The organism is Rhodopirellula sp. J20-39, from assembly GCF_057365095.1.
In genome coordinates this window covers 1,101,545-1,124,173 of the sequence record NZ_CP195123.1, presented here as the reverse complement: position 1 = coordinate 1,124,173, position 22,629 = coordinate 1,101,545, and the positions used below count along the sequence as shown (strand labels likewise).

The window sequence follows — 22,629 nt, the reverse complement described above, 5'->3', positions numbered from 1 at the left end:
ATTTGCGGGGCGAATTCGTAACCGACCGGCGGAAGTTGTTCAGCCACCGTCACGGGTAAGATTCCTTTAGCTAAACTAGATTTCGCTGAATTGCCAAAACCAATGAACCCTCACGAGCCCAAGATGACCAAGATTGGCACCCCGACCTTTCCGCCCGCTTACATGAAACGATCATCCAGCATTCGCTGGCACGAAGTTTTGCGCGGCGTGATTCTGACTGCTGGTTTGATAAGCATGGCGTTTGCCAACGGAGCGTTAGCCAGTGACGATCCAGGACCGCCCAATGTCATTATTGTCTTGGCTGATGACCTGGGCTTAGGCGATATCTCGCCGACGAATTTGGATTGCAAAATCCAGACCCCCAATCTGCAGCGTCTCGCTGATGAAGGACTGACATTTCTTGATGCCCATACGCCCAGTTCCGTTTGCACACCGACCCGCTACGGACTGCTAACGGGACGATACAACTGGCGATCCCGTTTAGCCCGTGGTGTGCTGAGTGGAACTAGCACGCACTTGATTCCAGCGGACCGACCTACGCTTGGGCATCTGATGCAATCGGCGGGTTACCACACCGCGATGATTGGGAAGTGGCACCTGGGATGGGACTGGCATAAGAACGGAAAGGAGATCGACTTTTCAAAGCCCGTTAAAAACGGCCCCGACATCAATGGCTTCGACCAATACTATGGCCATTGCGGTTCGCTCGACATGCCTCCCTACGTCTGGGTCGACACCGGGATGCCAACATCAGTTCCCGAGCGGAAAGAAGGCGTTACAAAAAAGCAAGATCCTTACGGCTGGTATCGCAACGGACCGATCAGCGATGACTTCGAGATTGACCAAGTCCTGCCACATCTATTCAGCAAATCAATCACGTATGTCAACGAGCGTGCCGAACCATCTAAGAATGGCAAACCGTTCTTCCTTTATCTGCCACTGCCAGCGCCTCACACTCCGATCGTTCCCGTGCCACCGTTCAAGGACGCCAGTGGAATCAATCCCTATGCCGACTTTGTCCAACAAGTGGACCACCATGTCGGCGAGTTAATGGCCGCTATTAAGAATGCCGGCATTGACGACAACACGCTCGTATTCTTCACCAGTGATAACGGTTGTTCACCGGAAGCGAACTTCAGCGTTCTGGCCGAACATGACCACGATCCTAGCGCGGGCTATCGCGGACACAAAGCGGATATTTTCGAAGGTGGGCACCGTGTTCCATTGCTTGCACGCTGGCCACGCAAGATTGCGGCCGGAAATCGAACGAATGCTCTTGCTTGTCTAACGGACATCTACACCACGTTGCAATCCATCGTCGACCAGCCTCGCAAAGCATCCGGTGGCGAAGATGGATTCGACTTGTCGCCCCTGTTTCAGGATCCAGCTGCTGGCCCCCGGGAATCTCTCATTAGCCACAGCATTTCAGGACGATTCGCGATGCGTCGTGGGCCTTGGAAATTGTGTTTGAGCCCAGGCAGCGGAGGCTGGAGTGCTCCCCGAGACGTCGTCGCACAAAAGCAGGGCATGCCATCGATGCAGCTCTTTCATCTTGGTGACGACCCGGCCGAAAAACGCAACCTTGCCGATCAACATCCCGAGCAGGTCGAACTGCTACTGACTCTGCTTGAACAACAAATTGCCGAAGGACGCAGTACGCCAGGCCCTCAATTGAGCAATGATCGCAAGGTCAAGTTTGAGGTCACTGCAAACGCAAAATGATGGACAAATCATCGTCACGGTCAAATTTTGAATACGTGAGATTTGACCGGCTCGCACTTGTTTCCATTTAAAGACGATGAGCCCAGTGTCATACGCAAGACAGCAATGCGGGTGATCTGGGCTCATCCGGGGCACACCGTCTCGACCTGCTTCGCGTCGTCGGCCGCGACGCTTCGAGATGACGCATTTCGATATCTTGGTGACGCACATCCCCATCGGTCTGCCATGCGTTTCACCTACACTATGGCCCCACCTGCACCGCTACGATCCCGCTAAGTGGCAATCCAAATCATCGCCCCGATGATTTCGCTGCTTTCCAGGTTTAGCGTAGACGGCGATCGCTATGCCAACACACGTGTTTGGCTAGACCGCCTTCGGCTTCAACCAATCCTTCTGAATCGGCCGGAAACCCATGGACCTACTTCGACAATCGCGGTCGCTACGACGCTCAATCGCGACGCCCATCTTGGCAATCGTGTTCTGTGCAATCGCTGGCAATCTTGCTATCGCGGCCGATGAAACTAAACCACATGCCGTGATCGTGGTGGGCACTCTGCATTATTCGCCCGAACTGACCATGCCGGTGTTCGCTGAAGAACTGGAGCGATTCGGATTTCGCACTACTATCGTGATTGGTGAAGGGGACCCCGAACGCAAAACCGAAAAGGTGTTGCCCGGGATCGAAGCTCTTGCAGATGCCGACTTGGCGATCTTTTTCATGCGTTTCTTGAAACTGGGCGACAAAGAATGGCAGCCCATTGAAGACTACTTGAAGTCCGGAAAGCCAGTCATCGGCTTGCGAACGGCGAGCCATAGTTTTAAGTATCCCCAAGGGCATCCGCGATTTACATGGAACGACGATTTTGGACGTCGTGCAATGGGCACCCCCTACATCGTGCATCAATCCGGCGAAACTCAAGTGGATGTAATCGAATCGGCACTTTCACATCCGATCATGTCCAACGTCACCAAATCCAATTGGGTATCGCCAGGAACGCTTTACTTGACACGCCTAGAAGACGGTTGTGTTCCTCTGTTAACCGGGTCCGGTCGTGGGCGTGAACGGGTGATCAAGAAATCATTTGGCGTAGTGAACGTCAAGAAACTTGAAAACGACATCGTCTCTTGGGCATGGGAAAACGAATGGGGCGGCAAGGTGTTTGGCACATCGCTGGGGCATCCTGGCGACTTCGGTGAAGAATCTTTTGTACGCATGCTCGTTAACGCATCGCACTGGGTTGTTGACCGACCGGTGCCGGATACCGATGCCAAAATCTCGACTTGGAACATCCAACGGGTTGATAAGAAGCCCAAAAAGTAACATGAAAAACATCTACCAAATTGCGGTTCTTGTCTGCTCACTTTTTGTGTCACTCGACACATTCGCCGAGTCGCCCATCCGTCCCGGCGATCGAATCGCCATCATTGGCAATACCTTTGCCGATCAATTGCGAGTTCACGGATACCTGGAAACGTTGCTTTTGCAACATCCCCAAGATGCTCCTGTTTCGATACGCAATTTGGGCTGGGGCGGCGACATGCTTGCGGCGCGTGATCGGCCAACCAATTTCCCTTCCGAAGAAAGCACGCTCAGCGACCATCAAACGGATGTCATCATCGCGTGCTTCGGCATGGGTGAGTCTTTTGACGGCGAACGAGCGATTGATCGGTTTAAGCAAAACCTGTCGTCATTAATCGCGTCTCATGCCGGCAAGAAGTACAACGGGAAGTCCGACGTCCGAATGATCCTAGTATCCCCAATCGCTTGCGAAGATCTCGGAAACCTGACCCCGCAACAAGAACTTCGCAATCAGGATCTGGCCGCATACACCAAAGCGATGCGTGAAGTCGCCGACAGTGCCGGGATTCCATTTGTTGACCTGTTCGAATCGTCGCTCTATTTAATGAACGAGTCGGCCGGTCCTAACCTGACTCACAACGGAATCCACTTAACCCCGTTTGGCTACTGGGCGATGAGCCACTCATTTGCAAGCCAATTGCTAACGGGAGAAGACCATCAAGCTCACCAGCCTTGGTTGTTGAAAATCGATGCGACAGACACGTCAAGTGAATCCACCGGAGTCAAAATCACGAACTTACAAGTGGAATCCTCACAGTTGATCTTTGATGTCACCGAAACCTCCCCACCGCGTTTGCCGCCACCGACGGACCAAACGCTACCGCCTCAATTGGATTTCCAACGTGACAAATTGATGGTCAAAAACCTCAACCCAGGCACCTTCCAACTAGACGTTGATGGCCAAACGGTTGTAACCGCAAACGCCAGTGCCTGGGCTGAAGGAATCGCGATCGACCACTCACCCGCTCATATTGAACTTGAAGCGTATCGTGCGAAGGTGAACGACAAAAACCTGCAATTCGTCTATAGCTGGAAAGCACTCAACCAAGTCCACATTGTCGGCGAACGCCAACGTTCGCCCAGTGGCAAAGCGTTGCCAGGCGAGGTGATCGCGTTCAATGAATTAGCCAACCAACGCGACGCCGAACTTCGTCGCCCCAGACCGCTGAAAACACGGCGGTGGCGATTAACGCCAATCGACAAGTGACTTCACGCCCTCGCATAAGTGACGCTTTTCACTCTTCGGCATCCGCCGAAAGTAAGCGAGGTGTCCTTTTTCGCCCAAACAGCAATCGCCCCCAAGCGAATTCCAGCCGAATCCTAATTGCCCCGCCTCCAATGCTAGATTCACGCCCCACCCAACGCCCCGTTTTGCATATCGCCTGCATCCTTACTTGCTTGGCACTACTTGCACCGGCATCTCTTTCAATCGGCCAAGACGCTCAAGGCATCAAGACCGTCAACTTGAGAGGCGCGAACTTGGATCTGATGAACAATCACGATCCCAGCTCGGAACTTGAGAACTTCGAATTGTTGCCGGGGTATCAAGTCAATCTGTTCGCATCGGATCCAATGTTGGCCAATCCCGTTCATATGCAATGGGATTCCCGCGGTCGATTATGGGTTGCCTGTTCGTGGGCGTACCCGCAACTAAAGCCGGGCGAAAAAGCCAATGACAAAATCATCATTTTGGAAGATACCGATGACGATGGTGCAGCGGACAAATCGACCGTGTTTGCCGATGGATTGTATCTACCCACCGGTATCGAACTCGCAAACGGCGGTTGCTATGTCGCCCAGTCCCCGGACGTATTTTTTCTAAAAGACACTGATGGCGATGATGTCGCCGACGTCAAAGAACTCGTGCTGACCGGATTCGGAATTGAAGACAGTCACCATTCAATCAGTGCATGGCGACGAGGCCCTGGAGGCTGGATCTATTTCCAAGAAGGCATTTTCTTGCACTCGCAGGTCGAAACCCAGCACGGCGTTATTCGCAACTTCAATGGCGGAGTCTATCAACTCAATCCACGAACCCAAGAACTACGAATGTTCTGTCGCGGAACGGGCGGCAATCCATGGGGACATGTCTTCGATCGTTGGGGACAATCATTCATGGTCAATAACCCCAAGATCATGTACTTGTCACCCGCCTCAGGAAACAGCGATGAAGCGGTACAAATCCGCGAGCTAATCAAAACGGACAAACAATGTGGCGGCGACCTCGCTACAGGAACCCACGTTGCCGAAGACCTTCGAGGACAGTTATTGACCGGTCGTTTCAAGAGCCGCATGGTGGTGCGTTACGAATTCATCGAAAACGGTGCTGGCTTCTCGTGCAACGTGTTACCGCCGCTAATGACTTCGAAGCATCCCAACTTCCGCCCGGTTGATGTGAAGGTCGGGCCTCGTGGTGCGATTTATGTGGCCGATTGGTACAACTCGATCATCAACCACGCCAATCACGATTTCCGCGATCCAAGACGCGATCACGAGCACGGTCGCATTTGGCGCATCACGCACAAGGAACGCCCGCTGACGGACAAACCCGCACTTGTCGGTCGTTCTATCGAAACGCTGGTTGATCAACTGCAAAGCCCCGAAACCTGGATACGACATCAAGCCCGTAAGGAATTGAGCGAGCGAGACGCTGACCAAGTTCTGGCGGCCGCCGAAAAATGGGTCGACGGACTCGACGCAACCGATCCGGACCACGACCACCATCTCGTCGAAGCCATGTGGGCATGCCAAAACGTGGAACGCGTGAGCGAGAAGATTCTTACCCGCGTACTGAACGCCAAGGACGGTCATGCCCGTTCGGCGGGAGCACGTATCATTCGTTATTGGCATGATGAACTATCAAACCCAATTGACATGGTCGCCCAAGTCGCCAATGACCCATTCCCACGCACCAGGATGGAAGCTGTCCTTTCGGCAGGGTTCATTCCCCAAAAAGAAGCGTTGACGGCGGCTCTCATATCGCTCGACCACCCTGGCGATCCGATCTTAGACCAAGCTCTACCGCAAACATTGGCGGCCTTGGAAAGTTACTGGCGTCCGGCACTCGAAGCGGACACGATGTCCTTCGCCGATCCCTCGCATCGCGAATACGTCGAAAGTGGTGCTGGGGTCGGCCTGAACAGGCGAATCGCCAAGCTACTCGCTAAGGATGCGCCAACCAACAAAGAGCTTATTGGAATTCGAACACAGCTAATCCGCGTTGGAACGGACAACGACGTACAAAGCGTATTGAGTGCGATCACCAGGGGAAACAAAAATCTTTCTGAACCAACCACGATCGCGATGCTGGAAACACTCGAACAACTGGCCGGTTCCAAGTGGCCTAAAAGCCTTCAACGCCGGATGCGTGCAATGGTTGGTTTACTGAACCACACGAATCAAAACATCGCTGTCTTGGCAGCTCGTAACCTGGGTGAATGGAAAGTCGCTGGCAAGAACGAACTCGCCATGTTGAACGATCCATCACGCGATCCTGACCTGCGTCAAACCCTTGCTATTTCACTCGCCAAGACCAGCCCAAAGTACGCCGGATCGCTGGAGAAAATTGCAGTCGAAGGAGACGCCAAAGTTCGTTCCGCCGCGATCATCGGTCTCGCATACACGAAGCTGAATCGCAGCGTCGAAATCGCAAGCGAGTTGTTCTCGCGAGATTCGCAAGACATCGACCCGGTGCCGATTGTCAGAGCGATTTTGAAACAAAAAAACGGTGCGACCTTGCTTACCCAATCGCTGCAAAGAACTGAAATCCATCCGACCGTTTCGGCTAAGGTAGCTACATACCATCGCATGTCCGGGAAGCTTCCCAGCGAGCTTGCGGAACTCTTTCAATCGACAAACACGCAAGCTTCCTTGAGTGCCCAGCTATTAGCCGAAGACCAGAATCAACTCACCGAAGATGTTGTCAACTTAGGCGACGCCGCACGAGGCGAAATGATCTTCCGCCGCAAGTCACTTTCGTGCATCAATTGCCATGCGATAGGACCGGCGGGCCCTGTGATCGGCCCTAATCTGGTAGCCGTAGGCTCGGCATCGAAACCGGGCTACTTGGTCGAATCCATTTTGAAACCCAACGCCGCGATTGCCGAACACTACGAAAACCGAATGTTCCTGCTCGCGGACGGTTCGATTCAAACCGGAATCGTGACTTTCCAGAACGAAGACGAATACGTCGTCCGAGACGCTGCCGACGGCGGCAAAGAAGTCCGCATTGATGTCGAGGAGATCGAATTCGAACGCCCCCAACCGTCAGCAATGCCTGCGGGACTGGCTGACCAACTGAACAACCGGGATGAATTCCTTGACCTCGCCAAGTTCATGACCGTTCTGGGCACACCCGGCGATTTCGCCAACGACGAAAGTCCCGTCATTCGAAAGTGGCGACTTGCAGCGGCGGCGTCTGACGATGAAATCCCTAGCGATGATGTCACCTGGACTCCGCAGTACAGCAAGGTGAATGGTGAACTACCAGCGGTCGACTTGCCAGCCGCGTCGACCGTATTCGCCCGAGGCGACTTCAACGTGCAGGTCGCTGGCCGATTGCGATTGGACATCAACGACACGTCCGGATTGTTGCTTTGGATCGATGGCAATCAAGTTGATGATTTGACCGCACCGGTAACCCTTGCGACTGGAAGCCATTCGTTAGCGTTCGCCATCGACACGAAAACTCGCCAAAGCAGCGGGCTTCGTGTTGAGTTAAAAGCCGCCGACAATCAGGTCAAATTCCAACCTGAAGGCGGCCAGTGATGGATCGCGTGTTAATCGCCTAGCCTGCAATGATCAACATCGTTTCTAAGCAAACCGCTCCTTCAACGGTGATGCCTTCCCCCATCCGGCTAACAATTGATGCGACTTAAATTTGGCCTACTGTCATTGCTTGGCCTGGTTACCGTTTCGGCAGGTTCGATGTTCGTTTGGAAGGCGACAGTTGGACGCGACCCGATTCGCCGAACCAATGTCTACCGATGGCATGATGGCTCAATTGGCATTACTGATCGAACATACAATGGTGCCTTCGAATATCATGATGTCGTCTGGGGACTTGGTTCATGTCTTTACCTAGAGACTGGCGCGTTTGACACGCGTACGTTCGATGGAGCCGGATACTACCGCATCAGCTTTCAGTTTCCCCACAAGGTTCAAGTTGGCCAAACCTATCGTTTTTCTCCTGTTCCAAACGACCGCCCCGCCGTCACTGTTTCCGAGCACCATAACTTCTCCGCGTTGCGTACGGGTGAGTTCACTGCATTCCAATACGGCAACCCGTTGATGGACTGGATGACGGATCAGGACCCTCTATCTACAGCGGAGGTCACGATCGATCGGATGCAAAGCGATCAAGTCGTGGTGACGGTGAAGATGCACGCTGTTTTTTCGGAAATGGTCGATTTGAAGTTGGACCGAACATTCACGGCGATCCGAATCGCTTCTGACGGTGGATAGTGATATCGCTGAATCGGGTGTAGATGGTTTCGGCTTACTTGAAAAGTGAAGTTGCCTGCGGAGACGTCCGAGGAAAGCGAGTTTCGCCTTGGGGGAGGACGTTCTGGGAAGAGCGTCTCATTACAACATCTTGGACGATGCGAAAATCAGGCTAGACGCGGTGGGTTCGTTTGAGCCGTTGATCCGCTATGCTTGCCAACGTTGGTAACGTTAAGCCGTAATCGACGGACCACTCCATCACCTACCTAGCAAGTCCCCCATGAGCGATTCTTCGAAGACAAACGTCAAACGAATCACCATTCGCACTCTCCAGCGGATGCGCAACAACGAAGACGCGATCACCATGTTGACCGCGTACGATTTCCCCACCGCTGAACTGCTTGATCGTGCAGGGATCGACATTCTGTTGGTGGGTGATTCTCTGGGGATGGTGGTGCAAGGTCATGAGACCACACTGTCCGTCACGATGGACCAAATTATCTACCACGCCGAAATGGTCGGTCGTGCCGCCAAGCGTGCCTTGGTGGTTGTGGACTTGCCATTTCCTGAAGGTCAACTGGAGATCAATCGCAGCATCGAAGCCGGAGCCCGCGTCCTGCAAGAAACCCAGTGTTCGGCGGTCAAGCTTGAAGGCGGCGCAGAACAAGCGGGGCGAATCGCGGCCATGGTGACCGCGGGCATTCCCGTGATGGCGCACGTGGGTCTCCGCCCGCAAAACATCCATGTTGAAGGTGGCTACCGAGTCCAGCGTGACATCGAACAATTGGTGACGGATGCCAAGGCAGCCGAAGACGCCGGCGCATTCACTGTCTTGATCGAGTGCGTTTCCACTGAGGCCGCCGAGGCGATCACCGAAGCGGTGAAGGTTCCCACCATCGGGATCGGTGCTGGAGCCAAAGTATCCGGGCAAGTGCTGGTTACCCATGACATTCTGGGGATGACGTCAGGCTACACGCCGAAGTTCACACGCAACTTTGCTGAGGTCGGCAAAGCGATTGAACAAGCCGCATCGGACTACATCACGGAAGTCAAGAAAGGCAGTTTTCCCAGCTCACAAGAGAGCTTTAAGTAGTTCAACTCACGACCCGACATAGCGGTCATACAATGATCGGGCGTGTGGAATATCACGTACGCCGCTGATCACTGCTCGCCCATCGCGGAATAACGTGATCGATTGATCGTCACTTAAAAGCAACCGAACAAAAAAGCGGGTCTGCTGAACTGGCGCGACCTTTTCCCAAGCCGTTGCGATCTTTCCAAAATCAATCGCAAACTCAATATCACCGGCATGAGGAGCGTGAATTTGAACGGCGTCACGGCCACACAGGGATGCTGCATCCTGACCTTGGTCGGTTGCCGGGTGCAGGTAATCGTATTGCTGTTTTTGACAAGCAACACATCCTGATCGGCCCGACTCAGGAATCGTGATCGCATGAGATTGATTTCGCCACAGATCGAATGATTGCACCTGCTGGCAAACCGCATCGCGATTGCCGGACAACCACTTCAACGCTTCGGCCGCTTGTAAGCTTGCGATTAAGTGGGTCGCCGGTCCAATGACCCCAGCCGTGTCGCAGGTTTCCGTTTCGCCGGGCCCCGGAGCATTGGGCAATAAGCACCGAAAGCAAGGAGCAAAACCCGGGAACAACCGCACTTGGCCCGAGGCGCCGACGCATCCGCCGTGCACCCAAGGGACTTGATTTTCGAGCGACCAGTCGTTCAGCAGCAATCGAACCGGGAAGTTGTCCGTGGCGTCGATGACGAGGTCACAACCCTGCAGTTGCTGTGAAATGTTGGCGGGTGTGATATCGACGACGTGTTCACGAATGTTGATCGATGAATTGATTGCTCGTAAATGGATGGCCGCCGCTTCCGCCTTCGCCGACGCTGCGACCGCATCAGCTTCGACGTACAAACTCTGCCGCTGTAGGTTGCTCCACTCAACCAAGTCGCGATCGATCAAAGTGATTTCGCCTACACCAGCGCGGGCCAACAATTCAGCAGCCACCGACCCGAGCGCTCCACATCCCAGCACAGCTACACGGGATCGCTGAATCTGATTCTGGCCATCTTCGCCAATCCGCGCGAACTGGGACTGGCGAAGGTAGCGGTCTTGTTGTGAGGAAATGCTCATGAGCGTTTACCCAGAGGTCTGCACGCGGCCGGAACGAAATTCTGCCAGAACGAAAATCTGCCGGACCAGAATTTCTGCCCGAAGAGTATTTCTGATCGGCGGCCAATAGTTGGGGACTGCAGGGGATGAAAAGGAATGCCGAATGAGTGGGTTTGTAAGCCGGGTTTTGTAACGCCTATCCCGAGCAAGCTCGAAACAAACGCCAGTGACCATTTATCTGTGCACGACGATTGCTCGCCGTCTCAATCGCGACCTACCCGGATGTCATAGCGAAGCGGGCAGCTTCATGCATCCTGTTTGGTCTAGCTCCGGATGGGGTTTACCAAGCCGAACGAGTCACCCCGTTCGCTGGTGCGCTCTTACCGCACCGTTTCACCCTTACCACGCATTGATTCAAGGAATCAACCGTTCGGCGGTCTACTCTCTGCTGCACTTTCCCTAACCTCACGGCCGGTCGACGTTATCGACCATCCCGCCCTGCGGAGCCCGGACTTTCCTCCAGTGATGGACCTCGGACAAGCCGCGGCCACCACCAGCGATCACCCCACCCACTGATTCGGCAACCCACAAGCATCGTCATATCCCGACAATGGGGCAAGCGGTCTAATAGGATCGGCCGACCATCAACCGCACCCCACGCCGATGTTTTCCGACGATCGACGACACCGCCGTCATCTGCTGGGACGTCAGCCCCCTAATCGGCAGCGAATTCTTCATCATCAACCTGAAATCCCTCCAATGGATGCCACTCAGCAGGCAACTATGGAGCGATCACCGGGCTTGCATCGCGTTCATGTTGTTTTATCCAACCTAGGATCGGCGGTGACTTCCTTCCGAGTTAGTCGATGACTAGAACCGGTATAGGGTTAACAATCCAATCCGGCCTGTATCTCTCGCCTGGACTTAATTCACGTCTTTGGGGAAGTCTCTTTTGTCACAAACACCCGCTGCTTCAGTCGCGAGTTCTACGCTCGATCAATCAGTACCGGCCTCACAAGCGATGTCGGCTTATCGACATACAAAAATCATCGCGACCCTGGGCCCAGCCACCGACTCAAAAGAAAAACTGACCGAATTGATTCAGGCGGGCGTGGATGTCGTGCGTTTGAACATGGCCCACGGTACCGGCCAATGGGTGCGTGAAATCGTCGCTCGCGTTCGTGAGGTCTCCAACGAAATTGATCGACACGTCGGCGTGATGATCGACGTCAAAGGGCCCGAAATTCGGACCGGTCCCGTTGATAAACCGTTCGTCCTAGCCGTTGGCGATATCTTGCGTCTGTGTGTGGACGAATCCGAGTTGACCGACGAAGTCGCTTCGGTCACCGTCAACTATCCGGACTTACCACGAGACGTGGAGGTCGGCTCGACGGTGCTAATTGACAGCGGCTTGATGCGTCTGCAGATCCTTAGCAAGACAGAGAGCCGGATCGATTGCAAGGTCATGACACCAGGATCGATTGGATCCCGGCGGCACATCAATCTGCCGGGCGTTGAGATCAGCTTGCCAGCTTTGACAGAGAAAGACAAACTCGATTTGCAAGCCGGCGTCGAAGCAGGTATCGACTTCGTCGCGTTGTCTTTTGTACGCCAGGCCAGCGATGTCGACACACTGCGAGCCTATTTAGATGAACTCGGGTCACCCGCCCGCATCATTGCGAAGATCGAAGAACAAGCGGGTGTTCGCAACATGACGGCCATTGTTCGCGCCGCCGACGCGATCATGGTAGCGCGGGGAGACCTCGGAATTGAAATTGATTTCCACCGCCTACCGCTCGTGCAAACGGAACTGGTGCTTGCTTGCCAAGCGGAAGGCAAACCGGTCATCATCGCAACCCACTTGCTGGAATCGATGATCGACCAGCCCATCCCAACACGGGCTGAAATTTCCGACGTGTGCAACGCGGTACGCGAGCAAGCTGACGCGGTCATGCTTTCGGGTGAAACCACAACCGGTTCCTATCCGATTGAATCCGTCGAAACGCTCAAGAGCATCCTGCTAAGCATCGAGCCTTCGGTGAGCAGCCAGTTGAACCAGAGAATCAAGCTTCATGAACCGAAAGCGAAAATGCTTCGTTCTTCGGCTATCCTAGCTCAGGATCTCGGTCAATCGGGAATCGTTGTCTTCACGCGAAGTGGCTTTCTCGCCTACGTTCTGGGTGCATTACGCCCCCGTGGCGTCCCCATCTTTGCATTCACCGACGTCGAATCCACCTTCCGACAGTTGTTGTTGCCTTGGGGCGTGGAACCGTTCCTGATGGAATTTTCGGATGATCCGGAGGTCACGATCAAGGACGCTTTGGAGCGATTGCGAAACAACAAATGGTGCCCATCGGGCGTTTGGCTGGGAGTGATCACAAACGCTTTGGCTGACGACAAGATCATCGACACCTTGCAACTTCGCCAAGTCCCGTAGGCTTCGTTGCGTTAGCGTCTTGGTTGCAGCAGCCGCTAATCGGTTGCTGTTTTATCGCATCGAGAGCAATCAATTGGAGTTCAGCTACCGGTGTGGCTTCGAACCGCGGTTCGCAACTGTCGATAGCGAGACCGCATCGATAGAGCAGTGATCTTGGTCGCTGCTGCCGTTCCTGCTTGAGCACGCAGCAATAGGGTCGCTATCGGTTCGCCGGCTTGAATCCGCGTTCCGTCACGAGGAACATCTGCCAACTCGATGTGGTCCCAGCGTTCGATTGGCTTGGAAAAATAGCCCGAGTGATCGGCGTACACAATTCGCTTGATCAACGTGTCAGGACTGTTCCGCCAAGGGCCCCGGCGTGGGTTGCCTTCGAGTGCATTGAGATGCATCTGAATCAGCGATTGCCCCGCTGAAAAAACACCGGACTGGATCGCCGCTCGCTCAATCACCTCACATGAACCACTCGGACGTGCATTCACTTCCAGCAGCCACCAGCGACCGCCTGGATCTCGGATAAAATCCAAGTTAAAGAGTCCGCGGATGTTTTCCGACTCAGCGACAAGGCTAGCCAGACGATGCAACCGTTCGAAAGGCAGATCTGTCCTGGACTGACTGGCTGTTTCATCAGTGACGCAAGCAAGTGGTCCAGCAGAACCGGCGTAGACAAAAGGCCGATCGCCGAGACGTTGGTGAAGACTGCGGCAAACGCCCAAGATTTCGATGCCATCGACACCCGCGAGTGCTACGACCCCGAATCGACGCCCGGAGACATATCGCTGGACGATGCAATCCGCAGCGAGCGTTTGCGATTGGGCACCTAGCATTTTCGCATCGAAAAATCGTACTCCCAGCCCGCCTGTCGTTCCAAGCCGTTTGACCAGCCATCGTCCCCCGTTGATCAGCTTCGACAGGAGACTTCCATTGATCTCCCTGCCCGGGAAGGTTTCGGGAAATTCGAAACCGCTTTGCTGACAATACTGCTGCAGGTGACGCCAAGTCGGATCCATTGCCAGTGAATAATCTGCATCCGGTGCGGACTCGGATCCCCCCGATCCCCCGGACAACATACTGAGCCCCCCCACGGGGATGACTCGAGAATTTGTTTGGCGTGCAAACAAGCCGATTTGTTGCGCAATCGTGGTTTCGCCGGAATCCCGTGGCACGTTCAAACGCCGATATTGATCACACGCGGCCTGGGTATCGGTATCACCAAACAGATCGATACCCGACACCACATAGTTCGCGCGTTGCGCTGATTGGGCCGCCCAACGGACCGAGGCGCCCGCCACCAAAACGCGATTGAGCCCGTGAATCGTTTGCTGACAGGCCGGATTTGACAACGAGCCGCTCGACAGGTTGGCGGAATTGTTCGACTTTGTTACTGTTTCGCGTTGCAAGACCCACCCATCACTCTCGGTATCAACCTAGTGTGGGGCAAGGACATCGGGTTCCCCACCGGTCGTTTTCAATTGACCCTATCACTCTTCCCTTGAGGCATCCAGTCATGCATTTTCACGTCGGAGAAGCCCTGGTCGGCGACGGTAACGAAATCGCTCACATCGACCTAATGATCGGCAGCAAAAACGGTCCTGTCGGAACCGCTTTCGCAAACGCATTGGCAAACCAAAGCGAAGGCCACACCAATCTGTTGGCCGTATTGGAACCTAACGTCGCTGTGAAGCCATCGACCGTCATGATCACGAAAGTGACGATCAAAGGCATGAAGCAAGCCGTCCAAATGTTCGGTCCTGCACAAGCCGCCGTCGCACAAGCAGTCGCCGACGCAGTTAGCGAAGGCATCATTCCAAAGGATCTTTGCGAAGACCTCGTTTGCGTTTGTGGCGTGTTCATTCACCCCGCCGCCGAAGACGACGAAAAGATCTACAAGTACAACTACGAAGCGACCAAAGAATCGCTGAAGAGTGCGATGGCTGGTAAGCCAAGCGTTGACGACATGCTTGCCAAGAAGGACTCCGCAGCTCACCCATTCAAGGGCTTCTAATTCGAAGTCTTGAACTTTGAGTTCAGTCGAATGATTTCTTCAGCATATATTCAAGTCGTTTCGAAAACATGCTGAACTGAAAACCAACGAAGCTTCGGAGAACTCTCCGGAGCTTTTTTCGTTTACCACGTGCTTCGGCTACTTCGATCCGAGGGTTCGTCGCAGTGGGCGAGAAAATGAGTCCCACCGAACAGCCTAAGAAGAACGGACTCGTTGCCTCGTCCACTACCTGCAATTGAAACTTGTTGAAGCTTTAATCCGTCTGTCGTTTTTGGGAAACCGATCGCCATGCCCGCCAAAATCCTACTTCAGCTTGATGTCGACACTCACCCCAGCTCATTTGATGGTGTGGTCGCCGTTGATGCTGGGGTCGATCATCTGTTTCAGTATGGAAACGTTGAGCCATCGTATGTGGAAAGTTTGATCCATGGCGCGATCTTCACGCGGGGTGGCGAGGACCTGAAGAGCACCGCCGTGTTCATTGGCGGTAGCGATGTCAATCAAGCCGAACAGTTGTTTGATGCGGTAAAGAAGGCTTTCTTTGGCCCGGTCCGCGTGTCGGTCATGCTGGACGCTTCAGGATGCAACACCACCGCCGCGGCAGCAGTCGCGACAGCATCGAAACATGTTCAGCTCGAAGGAGCCACTGCTGTTGTTCTTGGTGGCACCGGCCCGGTGGGCCGCCGAGTGGGTCAGATGCTCGCACGTCAGGGATCGCAGGTCATCGTCACGAGTCGATCGCTCAAACGAGCCGAATCGGCCTGCAACGATATCACGACAAAGGTTCCTGATGCGAAGCTTGAGGCGGCAGCTCCTGAAGACGACGAGGCTAAGGTTGCGTTGTTGCAACGGGCACAAATCATCATCGCTTGTGGAGCAGCGGGAGTGGAATTGATGTCGGAAGAAGAGCTAGGCAAGCTCGGTCAACTCTCCGTTGCGATTGATCTCAACGCAGTGCCACCAGCGGGAATTGGCGGGATCGAAGCTTTCGATAAAGCCAAGCCACTCCATCCTGATGCGGATACATCGCCAGTCGTCTATGGACCTATCGGCGTCGGCGGCCTGAAGATGCGAACTCATAAAGCCGCTATCACCAAACTCTTTCAGTCCAACACCGAGGTCATCGATGCTAACGAAGTCTACGACTTAACGATTCAACAAATGAAGTAAAGTAGAGCGAAAGCTTCACTCGCTTCGCCAAGCGACCATCGCCTGTTCGCGGACTTCCGACGTGGTGACCTTCGCCGCCGACGCCAATCGTTTGGCCTCATCGTCTTCAATCGTGAATCGTTCGTTGCCATTCGGCAGTGTGACGACCTTACCACGCGCGTTGCCGTATTGAGTCTTTACCGTGACCCCCCGACGGATCAACTTGGTGCGATCGAGCACCTGACGCCGGATGCCAATCGTCGACGTGTTTTCGAACAAGAGATTCTGCATCGCGGTCACCTTCGAGCCGCCACATAGGACCGACAGGACACTCGCCAGCCGCCCTTTTTTCATCACACATGGTGTTTGCCAAACATCCAAGGCACCGGCCGCGAACAACCGTTCGGCCACGTCGGCTAATTCTTCCGCCGTTGCATCATCGATGTTGGTTTCCAAGAGCGTAACGCGGTCAACCTCGAACTGCCCCGGAAGTTCGGTGTCGGCTTGCAGTTCCCCCATCGTGACCCGTAACACGTTCGCTTGCCCTGGCAGATCTCGCGAACCCGCACCGTATCCGACTCGATAGGCGATCATGGCCGGCGCGGGGCCAAACGGTCGAACCGAGGGAAATAGCTGGGTGAGCGTCTTGATGATCGCGGCACCGGTCGGCGTCGTCAGTTCGGATTCGATCGCGCATTCGGCAACCGGAACGCCAATTAGGATTTCGGCAGTGGCAGGGGCCGGGATTCCGACGCGCCCATGATCGATCGTAATCGAGCCTGTACCAGTGGGCACCGGCGTGGACGTTACACTTTGCACACCGAGGGCATCGATTGCGATAGCCACACCGACGATATCCGCGATCGAATCCACCGCACCGACTTCATGGAAGTGCACTTTCTGCAAATCACATCCATGCACACGGGCTTCCGCTTTTCCAACACACAAAAACATCGCTTTGGCGAGTTTTTTTGCAGAATCGGTGATCGCATCGGCCGCATCGATCATGGCATCAATATGATGCAAATGCCGGTGAGCTTTTTGTTCGGGATGTTCAACCAAAATGAACTTCGAGCGGAAGCCACATTTCTTAACATCATCGACGACGAGCTTCAAATCAGCAACATTAAGCGAATCCAAACCCCGCCGAATGAGGTCGACATCCACCCCCAAATCAATAAGAGATGCCAGGGTCATGTCGCCGCTGATGCCGCTGAGGCAATCAAAATGAAGATGTGTTTTCATGGTCAATAGTACAACAGAGGGCATCGCCGATACCAAGGCCCAGCGATCTAAGAAATTCAGAGTACAGCTTCACTCGGACGTTGCTGCGAGCGAAGCCGAGTTAGCTTACTCGGACACCGTCGCTTGCGCGAGCATGACAACATCCTTGTGCATCACATCACGAATTGGCATGCCACAATCCTTTGGTATCGCACGATTTCCTGGCATCGCATTAGCCGGAGTCACTTCAGGCTGGCGAGTCACTAGTGGAGCATCGCTTCATTGAGTTTCCGCCATCTTCATCCAATGCACGCCCGAATCGCGCACGCCACCGCTCCGTTGATGTTCGCCGCTGCGGTCACGTTCCTGGTTTGCCAGGCGATTTTGATCGTGCTGTGGGTAGACGTTCCGTCCCTGCGTGAAAAAGCCCTCGGTACACCTGAAATCGGCGTAGTTCAGACCGATGCTACCGATGCGACTAAGACGGAAACTGGACTAGCGGTGGACCGCGTGATCGGGCCGCTAACGCATTCCCAGTTGATGCTTGAACGGACCGCGGTTGGGCTGATGTACGTGATCTGGCCACTGGTCATTTTGGAATCCATCTATCACTGGATCATCCGGCCGAAGTCTTGGTCCATGCGATGGTTCCACGTCTACGGCGTTTTGTTTTGCGTGTGTCCGTCGCTACGAATGTGCGCTCGCAGTGTGGAAATGAATGGACGTTTATGGCTGCCCGGTCTGAAATGGCAACGCCCCAATCGGCGATTACGGCGACGGTTGGAACAACATTTCAGCATCCCGATGATTGGCATCGCGTTGTTGATTCTGCCAGTGCTTACCGTTGAGTTTTTACTGAAAGAACAGGTCGCTCGATACAGTTGGCTTCGGTTTGCGTTGCACGTAGGAACCGGCGTGATTTGGTTCGCGTTCGCGGGCGAATTCATCTTGATGGTTTCCATCGCGGAAAAGAAGTTCGACTATATCCGCCGCAACTGGGTGGACTTGGCCATCATCATCTTGCCGTTCTTTTCCTTCCTGCGGTCGTTGCAGGCGGTGCGGGGTTCGCGGTTAGCTCGACTGGCAAAAATCCCGCAGCTATCCAAGCTGGTGCGTGCCTACCGGTTACGGGGAACCGTTTTGAAAGCATTTCGAGCTCTCGTCTTGCTGGACGTGTCAGCTCGTCTGTTTCGATCCACTCCTGAAAAACAGATTACTCGATTGCGAACCGAATTAACGACCATTCAGCGAGAAGCGAGGCTGATTCGGCTGATGATTGTCCGTTTAGAACGAGAAATCGAGCAAAACAACGGTGCGGACATGCTCGAAATCGAGCCGGAAGAAGATTCATCGGAATAAGTGATTTTCTTGAAACCAATCTTACCGAGCCGGGGTAAACACGTGTAGATAAGCCTCCCAACGAAGGTGTCCGGCGATAGGTGGCGTTTCGCGATTGGCTAATCGCCAATCGATACGGAAACAGGCGAAATCCTGTACCGAACTGAACTCGCACGTCCCCGTGACACCTCTGATTTGTTCAACCAATAAAGGATGTAACCTGTGAGACGTTTGTTTTCTCGTTCCAAGACTCTTCGTACGGCCACGCTGGCATTTGCTTTTTTAAGCAGTTTTGCGATGACCAACGGGGCCTTGGTCGCCCAAGCTCAAGAACAACTCGCCCCCATCCAACAAGGCAGCCAGACCACTGAACCGGTCGTCGTTGTCACACTTGGCAGCCTGAATCAGTTGGTTCAGGACATCAATTACCTGACCGATGCGATTGGCATGCCCCAATTTGGTGGCACGTTCGAGATCATGTCGGGCATGTTTGCACAGGGCATCGACAAGAACCAACCCGTTGGCGTTTTGGTGCCACTGGTTGACGGGGTGCCTGAACCGATCGCGATGTTGCCGACCGCTAACGTGCGAGCGATCTTAAAGCAACTCGAAGCCCAAACCGGTCCCGTCGATGAACTCGACGACGGCACTTTGGTCATCAACGTTGGTGCTAACGTGGTCTTCATCCGCCAAGTAGGCAACTGGGCCGTCCTGGCTCGTAACCGAAACGTTCTAGATAAAGCACCGGCCGATCCATCGTCGCTGATTTCGGCCATGGGCACGGACTACGATCTGGGCATTCGGTTGGACATGCAACAGGTTCCTGAGTCCGTTCGCAACGCGATGATCACGCAATTGCGTCAAGGTTTCGACCAAGCGATGAGTCGTCAAAACGGCAAAGATGCCGATTCAGCTCGCCAATACGCCGAACAATCCATGGACCAACTCGAACAGGTCATCAGCCAAACCGATGATCTGATGATCGGCCTGGACATTGATTCCGCCAACCGCCAAATCGTGCTGGATGCATCCTTCACGGCCATCCCTGGTACCAAGCTGGCATCGATCTACGAAGGCCAAAAGCCAATCCCATCGGCTTACTCGATGGTCATCCGCGACGACGCCGCAGCATACTTCCATGCTGCTGCATCGGTCGGTCCCGAAACGATCGAACAAGCTCGTGGCAGCATCCAAAACGCAGTCAAGATGGCTGGCAGTGCGTTGGGCCAAGTAGACGAACTTAGCGAAAACGAAGTCGCGGATATCACCGACATGATCCAACGGGTCACCGACTTGACCTTGAAGTCCTACGAAGAAGGCAAATTTGACGCCGGTGCGGTTCTATTGACCGATGCGAATCAATTGCAATTCGCGTTGGGATCCTTCATCGCTGACGGCAACGAAGCCGCTACGATCGTCAAGGACATCGCCCGCAAACTAGAAGGACGCGGCGACGCTCCACGCTTTGAGTTCGACCGGGACACCTACAAGGGCGTCGTTTTGCACTTGGTCGAAAAGGATATCCCAGCCAAGGCTGACGAACTTCGCAAGATCTTTGGCGATACCGTTCGTTTGCACATCGGCACCGGCGAAAAAGCCGTTTACGTCGGACTCGGCGACTCCAGCGTTCCATTGATGATGGAAATGATCGATGGTGCATCCGGACAACCGCAATCCAGCGGCGACCTATTGGGTCAATTCGAAGTCAACATGTTGCCAATCCTTCAGTTCGCTCAATCGATCGAATCGAATGATGCCATCATCTCGATGTTGGATTCGCTATCACGAGCTTCCGATCGCGGAACGCTTCGCATGATTAGCAAAGCGGTCGACAACGGCCAAAGCACTCGCATCGTGATCAGCGACGGCGTGATCCGCTCCATCGGTGCTGCCGTTCGAGAAACGCAACGCAAGAAGGCGATGGAAAACTTCCCTCGCTAAAAGAACGCAATCCTTACGATTGACATTCGCATCAAGCCTTCCGGAGCCAACGCTCGGGAAGGCTTGTTTGCGTTAACGACACAACGATATCGGGACGGATCCACTCGCCGAACATCACCTTAGCAAGTGTTAGCCGACATGCTTTGCAAGCCCTTCGGCTAACTTCTTGAGGGTATCACTGGCATTGTCTTCTTCTAGCTTGGCATGAATCAAATGCAACTTGTCAGGTGAACCCCACGCACTCTTCAGTGCCGCTTTGAACTGTTCGGGAGTTTCCGCCACAACGCCTTGTGGTGCACCGAAGATGGCGGGGAAATCGGCATACGCCCATGGCTGGATCTCGTTGTAGTCCCAGCGGTCGTTTTGAAGATACCGTTCGGTTCCGTAACCATGATTGTCCAATACAATCACGATCGGAGCATGACCGTTACGCACTAAGCTACTCAGTTCTTGGCCGGTCATTTGGAAGGCGCCGTCGCCCACCAGAACAACCACGCGATGATCGGGCATAGCCGTTGCAGCGCCTAATGCCGCCGGCACACTAAACCCCATCGATGTGTAATAAGCCGGCCCCAAGAATTCACCGCGGTCATGAATGGTGAGCTCCGTCGAAGCGAACAACGCGTCGCCGACGTCCGCGATCACGATGGTATCTTCATTGATCCAGCGATTCAGTTCACGCATCATTTCACTGGTTCGCAATCCTTCAACGGGTCCCGATGAAAGTTCGGCCGAGGCATTCGGATCATTGCTAGCTGCGTGTTCTTGTTCGACGGCACACTGCGGCCTTAGTGAATCCGGTATGGGACGGGAGGCCTTGATGTTTAGCTGCCCATCGAGTCGTTCCAGATACTCGCGAAAGTCCACTAGGTGGTAATGATGGTGCGAGATCCGAAAGGTCTCGCTGGTCGCGTGAATGCAAACCCGCGGATCCAACTTCGCGGTGAACGCGCCCAAGTTGACGTCACTCAAGATGGTGCCCAACAGCAAGATGCAGTCGCTGTCCTCTACAAAACGCGTGACCTCCGCGTCCCCCAAGGCTCCCTCGTACAAACCTACAAATAGCGGGTGCCGTTCGCTGATCACGCTTTTGCCCAAGATCGTTGCCGCGATGGGAATTTGACATCGCGAAGCAAGTTCAAGCAGACGGTCTTGCACGCCAAAACGATGCAGTTCGACTCCGGCGACGATGATCGGACGCTCCGCGTTTTCTAAACGGCGAACCGTTTCCTGGACCGCTTCGGCGAGCGCCGCTTCGTCAGGTTCAGGATGCTGAACGCGATAGGCGTGCGCCGACGGTGGAACCACGTGCACCAAGTCGCGGGGCAACTCGATGTATACCGGTCGCTTGAAACGGTCACACGCATCCAAAACACGATCGATTTCAGCGAACGCAATCAGAGGATCAGCTAATTCAGTGGACGCGATCGTGAATTTTTCAAAGACGTCCAACTGGGTACGAAAGTCACGAACCATATGGTGCAGCAACGCCCCGCTCGTTCGTTCATTCAGTCCAGGAGCCCCCGAGATGACCACAACCGGAGACTTTTCGGCATAAGCCCCAGCGACTGAATTGCAGACGCTCAATCCACCGACGCAATAAGTCACACACAATGCGCCCATCCCGCGAAGTCTTGCATAGGCATCCGCGGCAAAACCGGCGTTGTCTTCCCGAGTGCAACCAACGACCTGAATCGGGCTCTTTTCTAGCTCGCTGTAAAATGCCAGCACATAATCGCCCGGGATGCCGAACACGTCTTCAACACCATAGTCCTGCAAGCGTTTGATCAGGTACTGGCCGATCGAAACTCCCTCGCCAGTCAAAACCGGTGGATGGGTCATCGTTGTCTCCTCTGAAAGAAAAGGACAGGTGCTCCCGC

General features: G+C 54.3%; 15 protein-coding genes and 1 other RNA gene. 11 read left to right on the top strand and 5 right to left on the bottom strand.

What is annotated here, in order from left to right:
• The first annotated feature begins 123 nt into the window (after positions 1-123).
• The 6 genes from ACR3ZL_RS03905 (at position 124) to panB (ending at position 9,617) form a co-directional block, all read left to right on the top strand.
• Positions 124-1,722 carry a sulfatase family protein gene (locus ACR3ZL_RS03905; RefSeq protein ID WP_486173220.1) on the top strand — a complete coding sequence of 533 codons (1,599 nt, stop codon included), beginning with the start codon at positions 124-126 and terminating at the stop codon, positions 1,720-1,722.
• A 412-nt stretch (positions 1,723-2,134) separates the two neighbouring features.
• A complete protein-coding gene (locus tag ACR3ZL_RS03900; protein WP_473649204.1) occupies positions 2,135-3,043 on the top strand; it encodes a ThuA domain-containing protein in 909 nt (302 codons plus the stop codon).
• Position 3,044: 1 nt separating this feature from the next.
• Positions 3,045-4,289, top strand: a complete 1,245-nt coding sequence (locus tag ACR3ZL_RS03895; RefSeq protein WP_473649205.1) for an SGNH/GDSL hydrolase family protein — start codon at positions 3,045-3,047, stop codon at positions 4,287-4,289.
• Between the two features lie 131 nt (positions 4,290-4,420).
• On the top strand, positions 4,421-7,849 hold the full coding sequence (locus tag ACR3ZL_RS03890; RefSeq protein WP_473649206.1) for a PVC-type heme-binding CxxCH protein: 3,429 nt from the start codon (positions 4,421-4,423) through the stop codon (positions 7,847-7,849).
• A 99-nt stretch (positions 7,850-7,948) separates the two neighbouring features.
• Positions 7,949-8,545: a hypothetical protein gene (locus ACR3ZL_RS03885; protein ID WP_473649207.1), complete on the top strand. Its 597-nt coding sequence runs from the start codon at positions 7,949-7,951 to the stop codon at positions 8,543-8,545.
• A 259-nt stretch (positions 8,546-8,804) separates the two neighbouring features.
• Positions 8,805-9,617 (top strand): 3-methyl-2-oxobutanoate hydroxymethyltransferase, encoded by an 813-nt coding sequence (gene panB / locus ACR3ZL_RS03880; protein ID WP_473649208.1) that lies wholly within the window; start codon positions 8,805-8,807, stop codon positions 9,615-9,617.
• A gap of 6 nt (positions 9,618-9,623) precedes the next feature.
• Here the strand turns inward: panB and ACR3ZL_RS03875 are convergent, their stop codons facing one another.
• The gene (locus tag ACR3ZL_RS03875; protein ID WP_486173219.1) at positions 9,624-10,679 is read right to left on the bottom strand and encodes a ThiF family adenylyltransferase; all 1,056 of its coding nucleotides are present in this window, start codon (positions 10,677-10,679) and stop codon (positions 9,624-9,626) included.
• Positions 10,680-10,818: 139 nt separating this feature from the next.
• Positions 10,819-11,234: RNase P RNA component class A (gene rnpB / locus ACR3ZL_RS03870), an RNA gene on the bottom strand.
• A 376-nt stretch (positions 11,235-11,610) separates the two neighbouring features.
• On the opposite strand from rnpB, the gene pyk reads away from it, so the two are divergent.
• Positions 11,611-13,095 carry a pyruvate kinase gene (gene pyk / locus ACR3ZL_RS03865; RefSeq protein ID WP_473649210.1) on the top strand — a complete coding sequence of 495 codons (1,485 nt, stop codon included), beginning with the start codon at positions 11,611-11,613 and terminating at the stop codon, positions 13,093-13,095.
• 80 nt (positions 13,096-13,175) lie between these two features.
• On the opposite strand, the gene ACR3ZL_RS03860 is transcribed toward pyk, so the two are convergent.
• Positions 13,176-14,435 carry an ATP-grasp domain-containing protein gene (locus ACR3ZL_RS03860; protein WP_473649211.1) on the bottom strand — a complete coding sequence of 420 codons (1,260 nt, stop codon included), beginning with the start codon at positions 14,433-14,435 and terminating at the stop codon, positions 13,176-13,178.
• Between the two features lie 164 nt (positions 14,436-14,599).
• On the opposite strand from ACR3ZL_RS03860, the gene fae reads away from it, so the two are divergent.
• On the top strand, positions 14,600-15,097 hold the full coding sequence (gene fae / locus ACR3ZL_RS03855; protein WP_473649212.1) for a formaldehyde-activating enzyme: 498 nt from the start codon (positions 14,600-14,602) through the stop codon (positions 15,095-15,097).
• A gap of 288 nt (positions 15,098-15,385) precedes the next feature.
• A complete protein-coding gene (locus tag ACR3ZL_RS03850) occupies positions 15,386-16,267 on the top strand; it encodes an NADP-dependent methylenetetrahydromethanopterin/methylenetetrahydrofolate dehydrogenase (protein ID WP_473649213.1) in 882 nt (293 codons plus the stop codon).
• A 15-nt stretch (positions 16,268-16,282) separates the two neighbouring features.
• Here ACR3ZL_RS03850 and larC read toward each other — a convergent pair whose 3' ends face one another.
• Positions 16,283-17,491, bottom strand: coding sequence for a nickel pincer cofactor biosynthesis protein LarC (gene larC / locus ACR3ZL_RS03845; RefSeq protein WP_473649214.1), 1,209 nt, complete (start codon positions 17,489-17,491; stop codon positions 16,283-16,285).
• A gap of 285 nt (positions 17,492-17,776) precedes the next feature.
• Between larC and ACR3ZL_RS03840 the strand changes: the two genes are divergently transcribed.
• Entirely contained in the window at positions 17,777-18,829 is a 1,053-nt protein-coding gene (locus ACR3ZL_RS03840) for a potassium channel protein (protein ID WP_473649215.1), read from the top strand.
• A 201-nt stretch (positions 18,830-19,030) separates the two neighbouring features.
• Positions 19,031-20,749: a hypothetical protein gene (locus ACR3ZL_RS03835; protein ID WP_486173218.1), complete on the top strand. Its 1,719-nt coding sequence runs from the start codon at positions 19,031-19,033 to the stop codon at positions 20,747-20,749.
• A gap of 129 nt (positions 20,750-20,878) precedes the next feature.
• On the opposite strand, the gene ACR3ZL_RS03830 is transcribed toward ACR3ZL_RS03835, so the two are convergent.
• Positions 20,879-22,591 carry an alpha-keto acid decarboxylase family protein gene (locus ACR3ZL_RS03830; protein WP_473649217.1) on the bottom strand — a complete coding sequence of 571 codons (1,713 nt, stop codon included), beginning with the start codon at positions 22,589-22,591 and terminating at the stop codon, positions 20,879-20,881.
• Positions 22,592-22,629: the final 38 nt, after the last annotated feature.

Coding starts and splice junctions, on each gene's coding strand:
- ACR3ZL_RS03905 (WP_486173220.1), top strand. CDS start 124: ATGACCAAGATTGGCACCCCGACCTTTCCGCCCGCTTACATGAAACGA.
- ACR3ZL_RS03875 (WP_486173219.1), bottom strand. CDS start 10,679: ATGAGCATTTCCTCACAACAAGACCGCTACCTTCGCCAGTCCCAGTTC.
- fae (WP_473649212.1), top strand. CDS start 14,600: ATGCATTTTCACGTCGGAGAAGCCCTGGTCGGCGACGGTAACGAAATC.
- ACR3ZL_RS03895 (WP_473649205.1), top strand. CDS start 3,045: ATGAAAAACATCTACCAAATTGCGGTTCTTGTCTGCTCACTTTTTGTG.
- panB (WP_473649208.1), top strand. CDS start 8,805: ATGAGCGATTCTTCGAAGACAAACGTCAAACGAATCACCATTCGCACT.
- ACR3ZL_RS03830 (WP_473649217.1), bottom strand. CDS start 22,591: ATGACCCATCCACCGGTTTTGACTGGCGAGGGAGTTTCGATCGGCCAG.
- ACR3ZL_RS03885 (WP_473649207.1), top strand. CDS start 7,949: ATGCGACTTAAATTTGGCCTACTGTCATTGCTTGGCCTGGTTACCGTT.
- ACR3ZL_RS03840 (WP_473649215.1), top strand. CDS start 17,777: ATGCACGCCCGAATCGCGCACGCCACCGCTCCGTTGATGTTCGCCGCT.
- ACR3ZL_RS03850 (WP_473649213.1), top strand. CDS start 15,386: ATGCCCGCCAAAATCCTACTTCAGCTTGATGTCGACACTCACCCCAGC.
- ACR3ZL_RS03900 (WP_473649204.1), top strand. CDS start 2,135: ATGGACCTACTTCGACAATCGCGGTCGCTACGACGCTCAATCGCGACG.
- ACR3ZL_RS03890 (WP_473649206.1), top strand. CDS start 4,421: ATGCTAGATTCACGCCCCACCCAACGCCCCGTTTTGCATATCGCCTGC.
- larC (WP_473649214.1), bottom strand. CDS start 17,491: ATGAAAACACATCTTCATTTTGATTGCCTCAGCGGCATCAGCGGCGAC.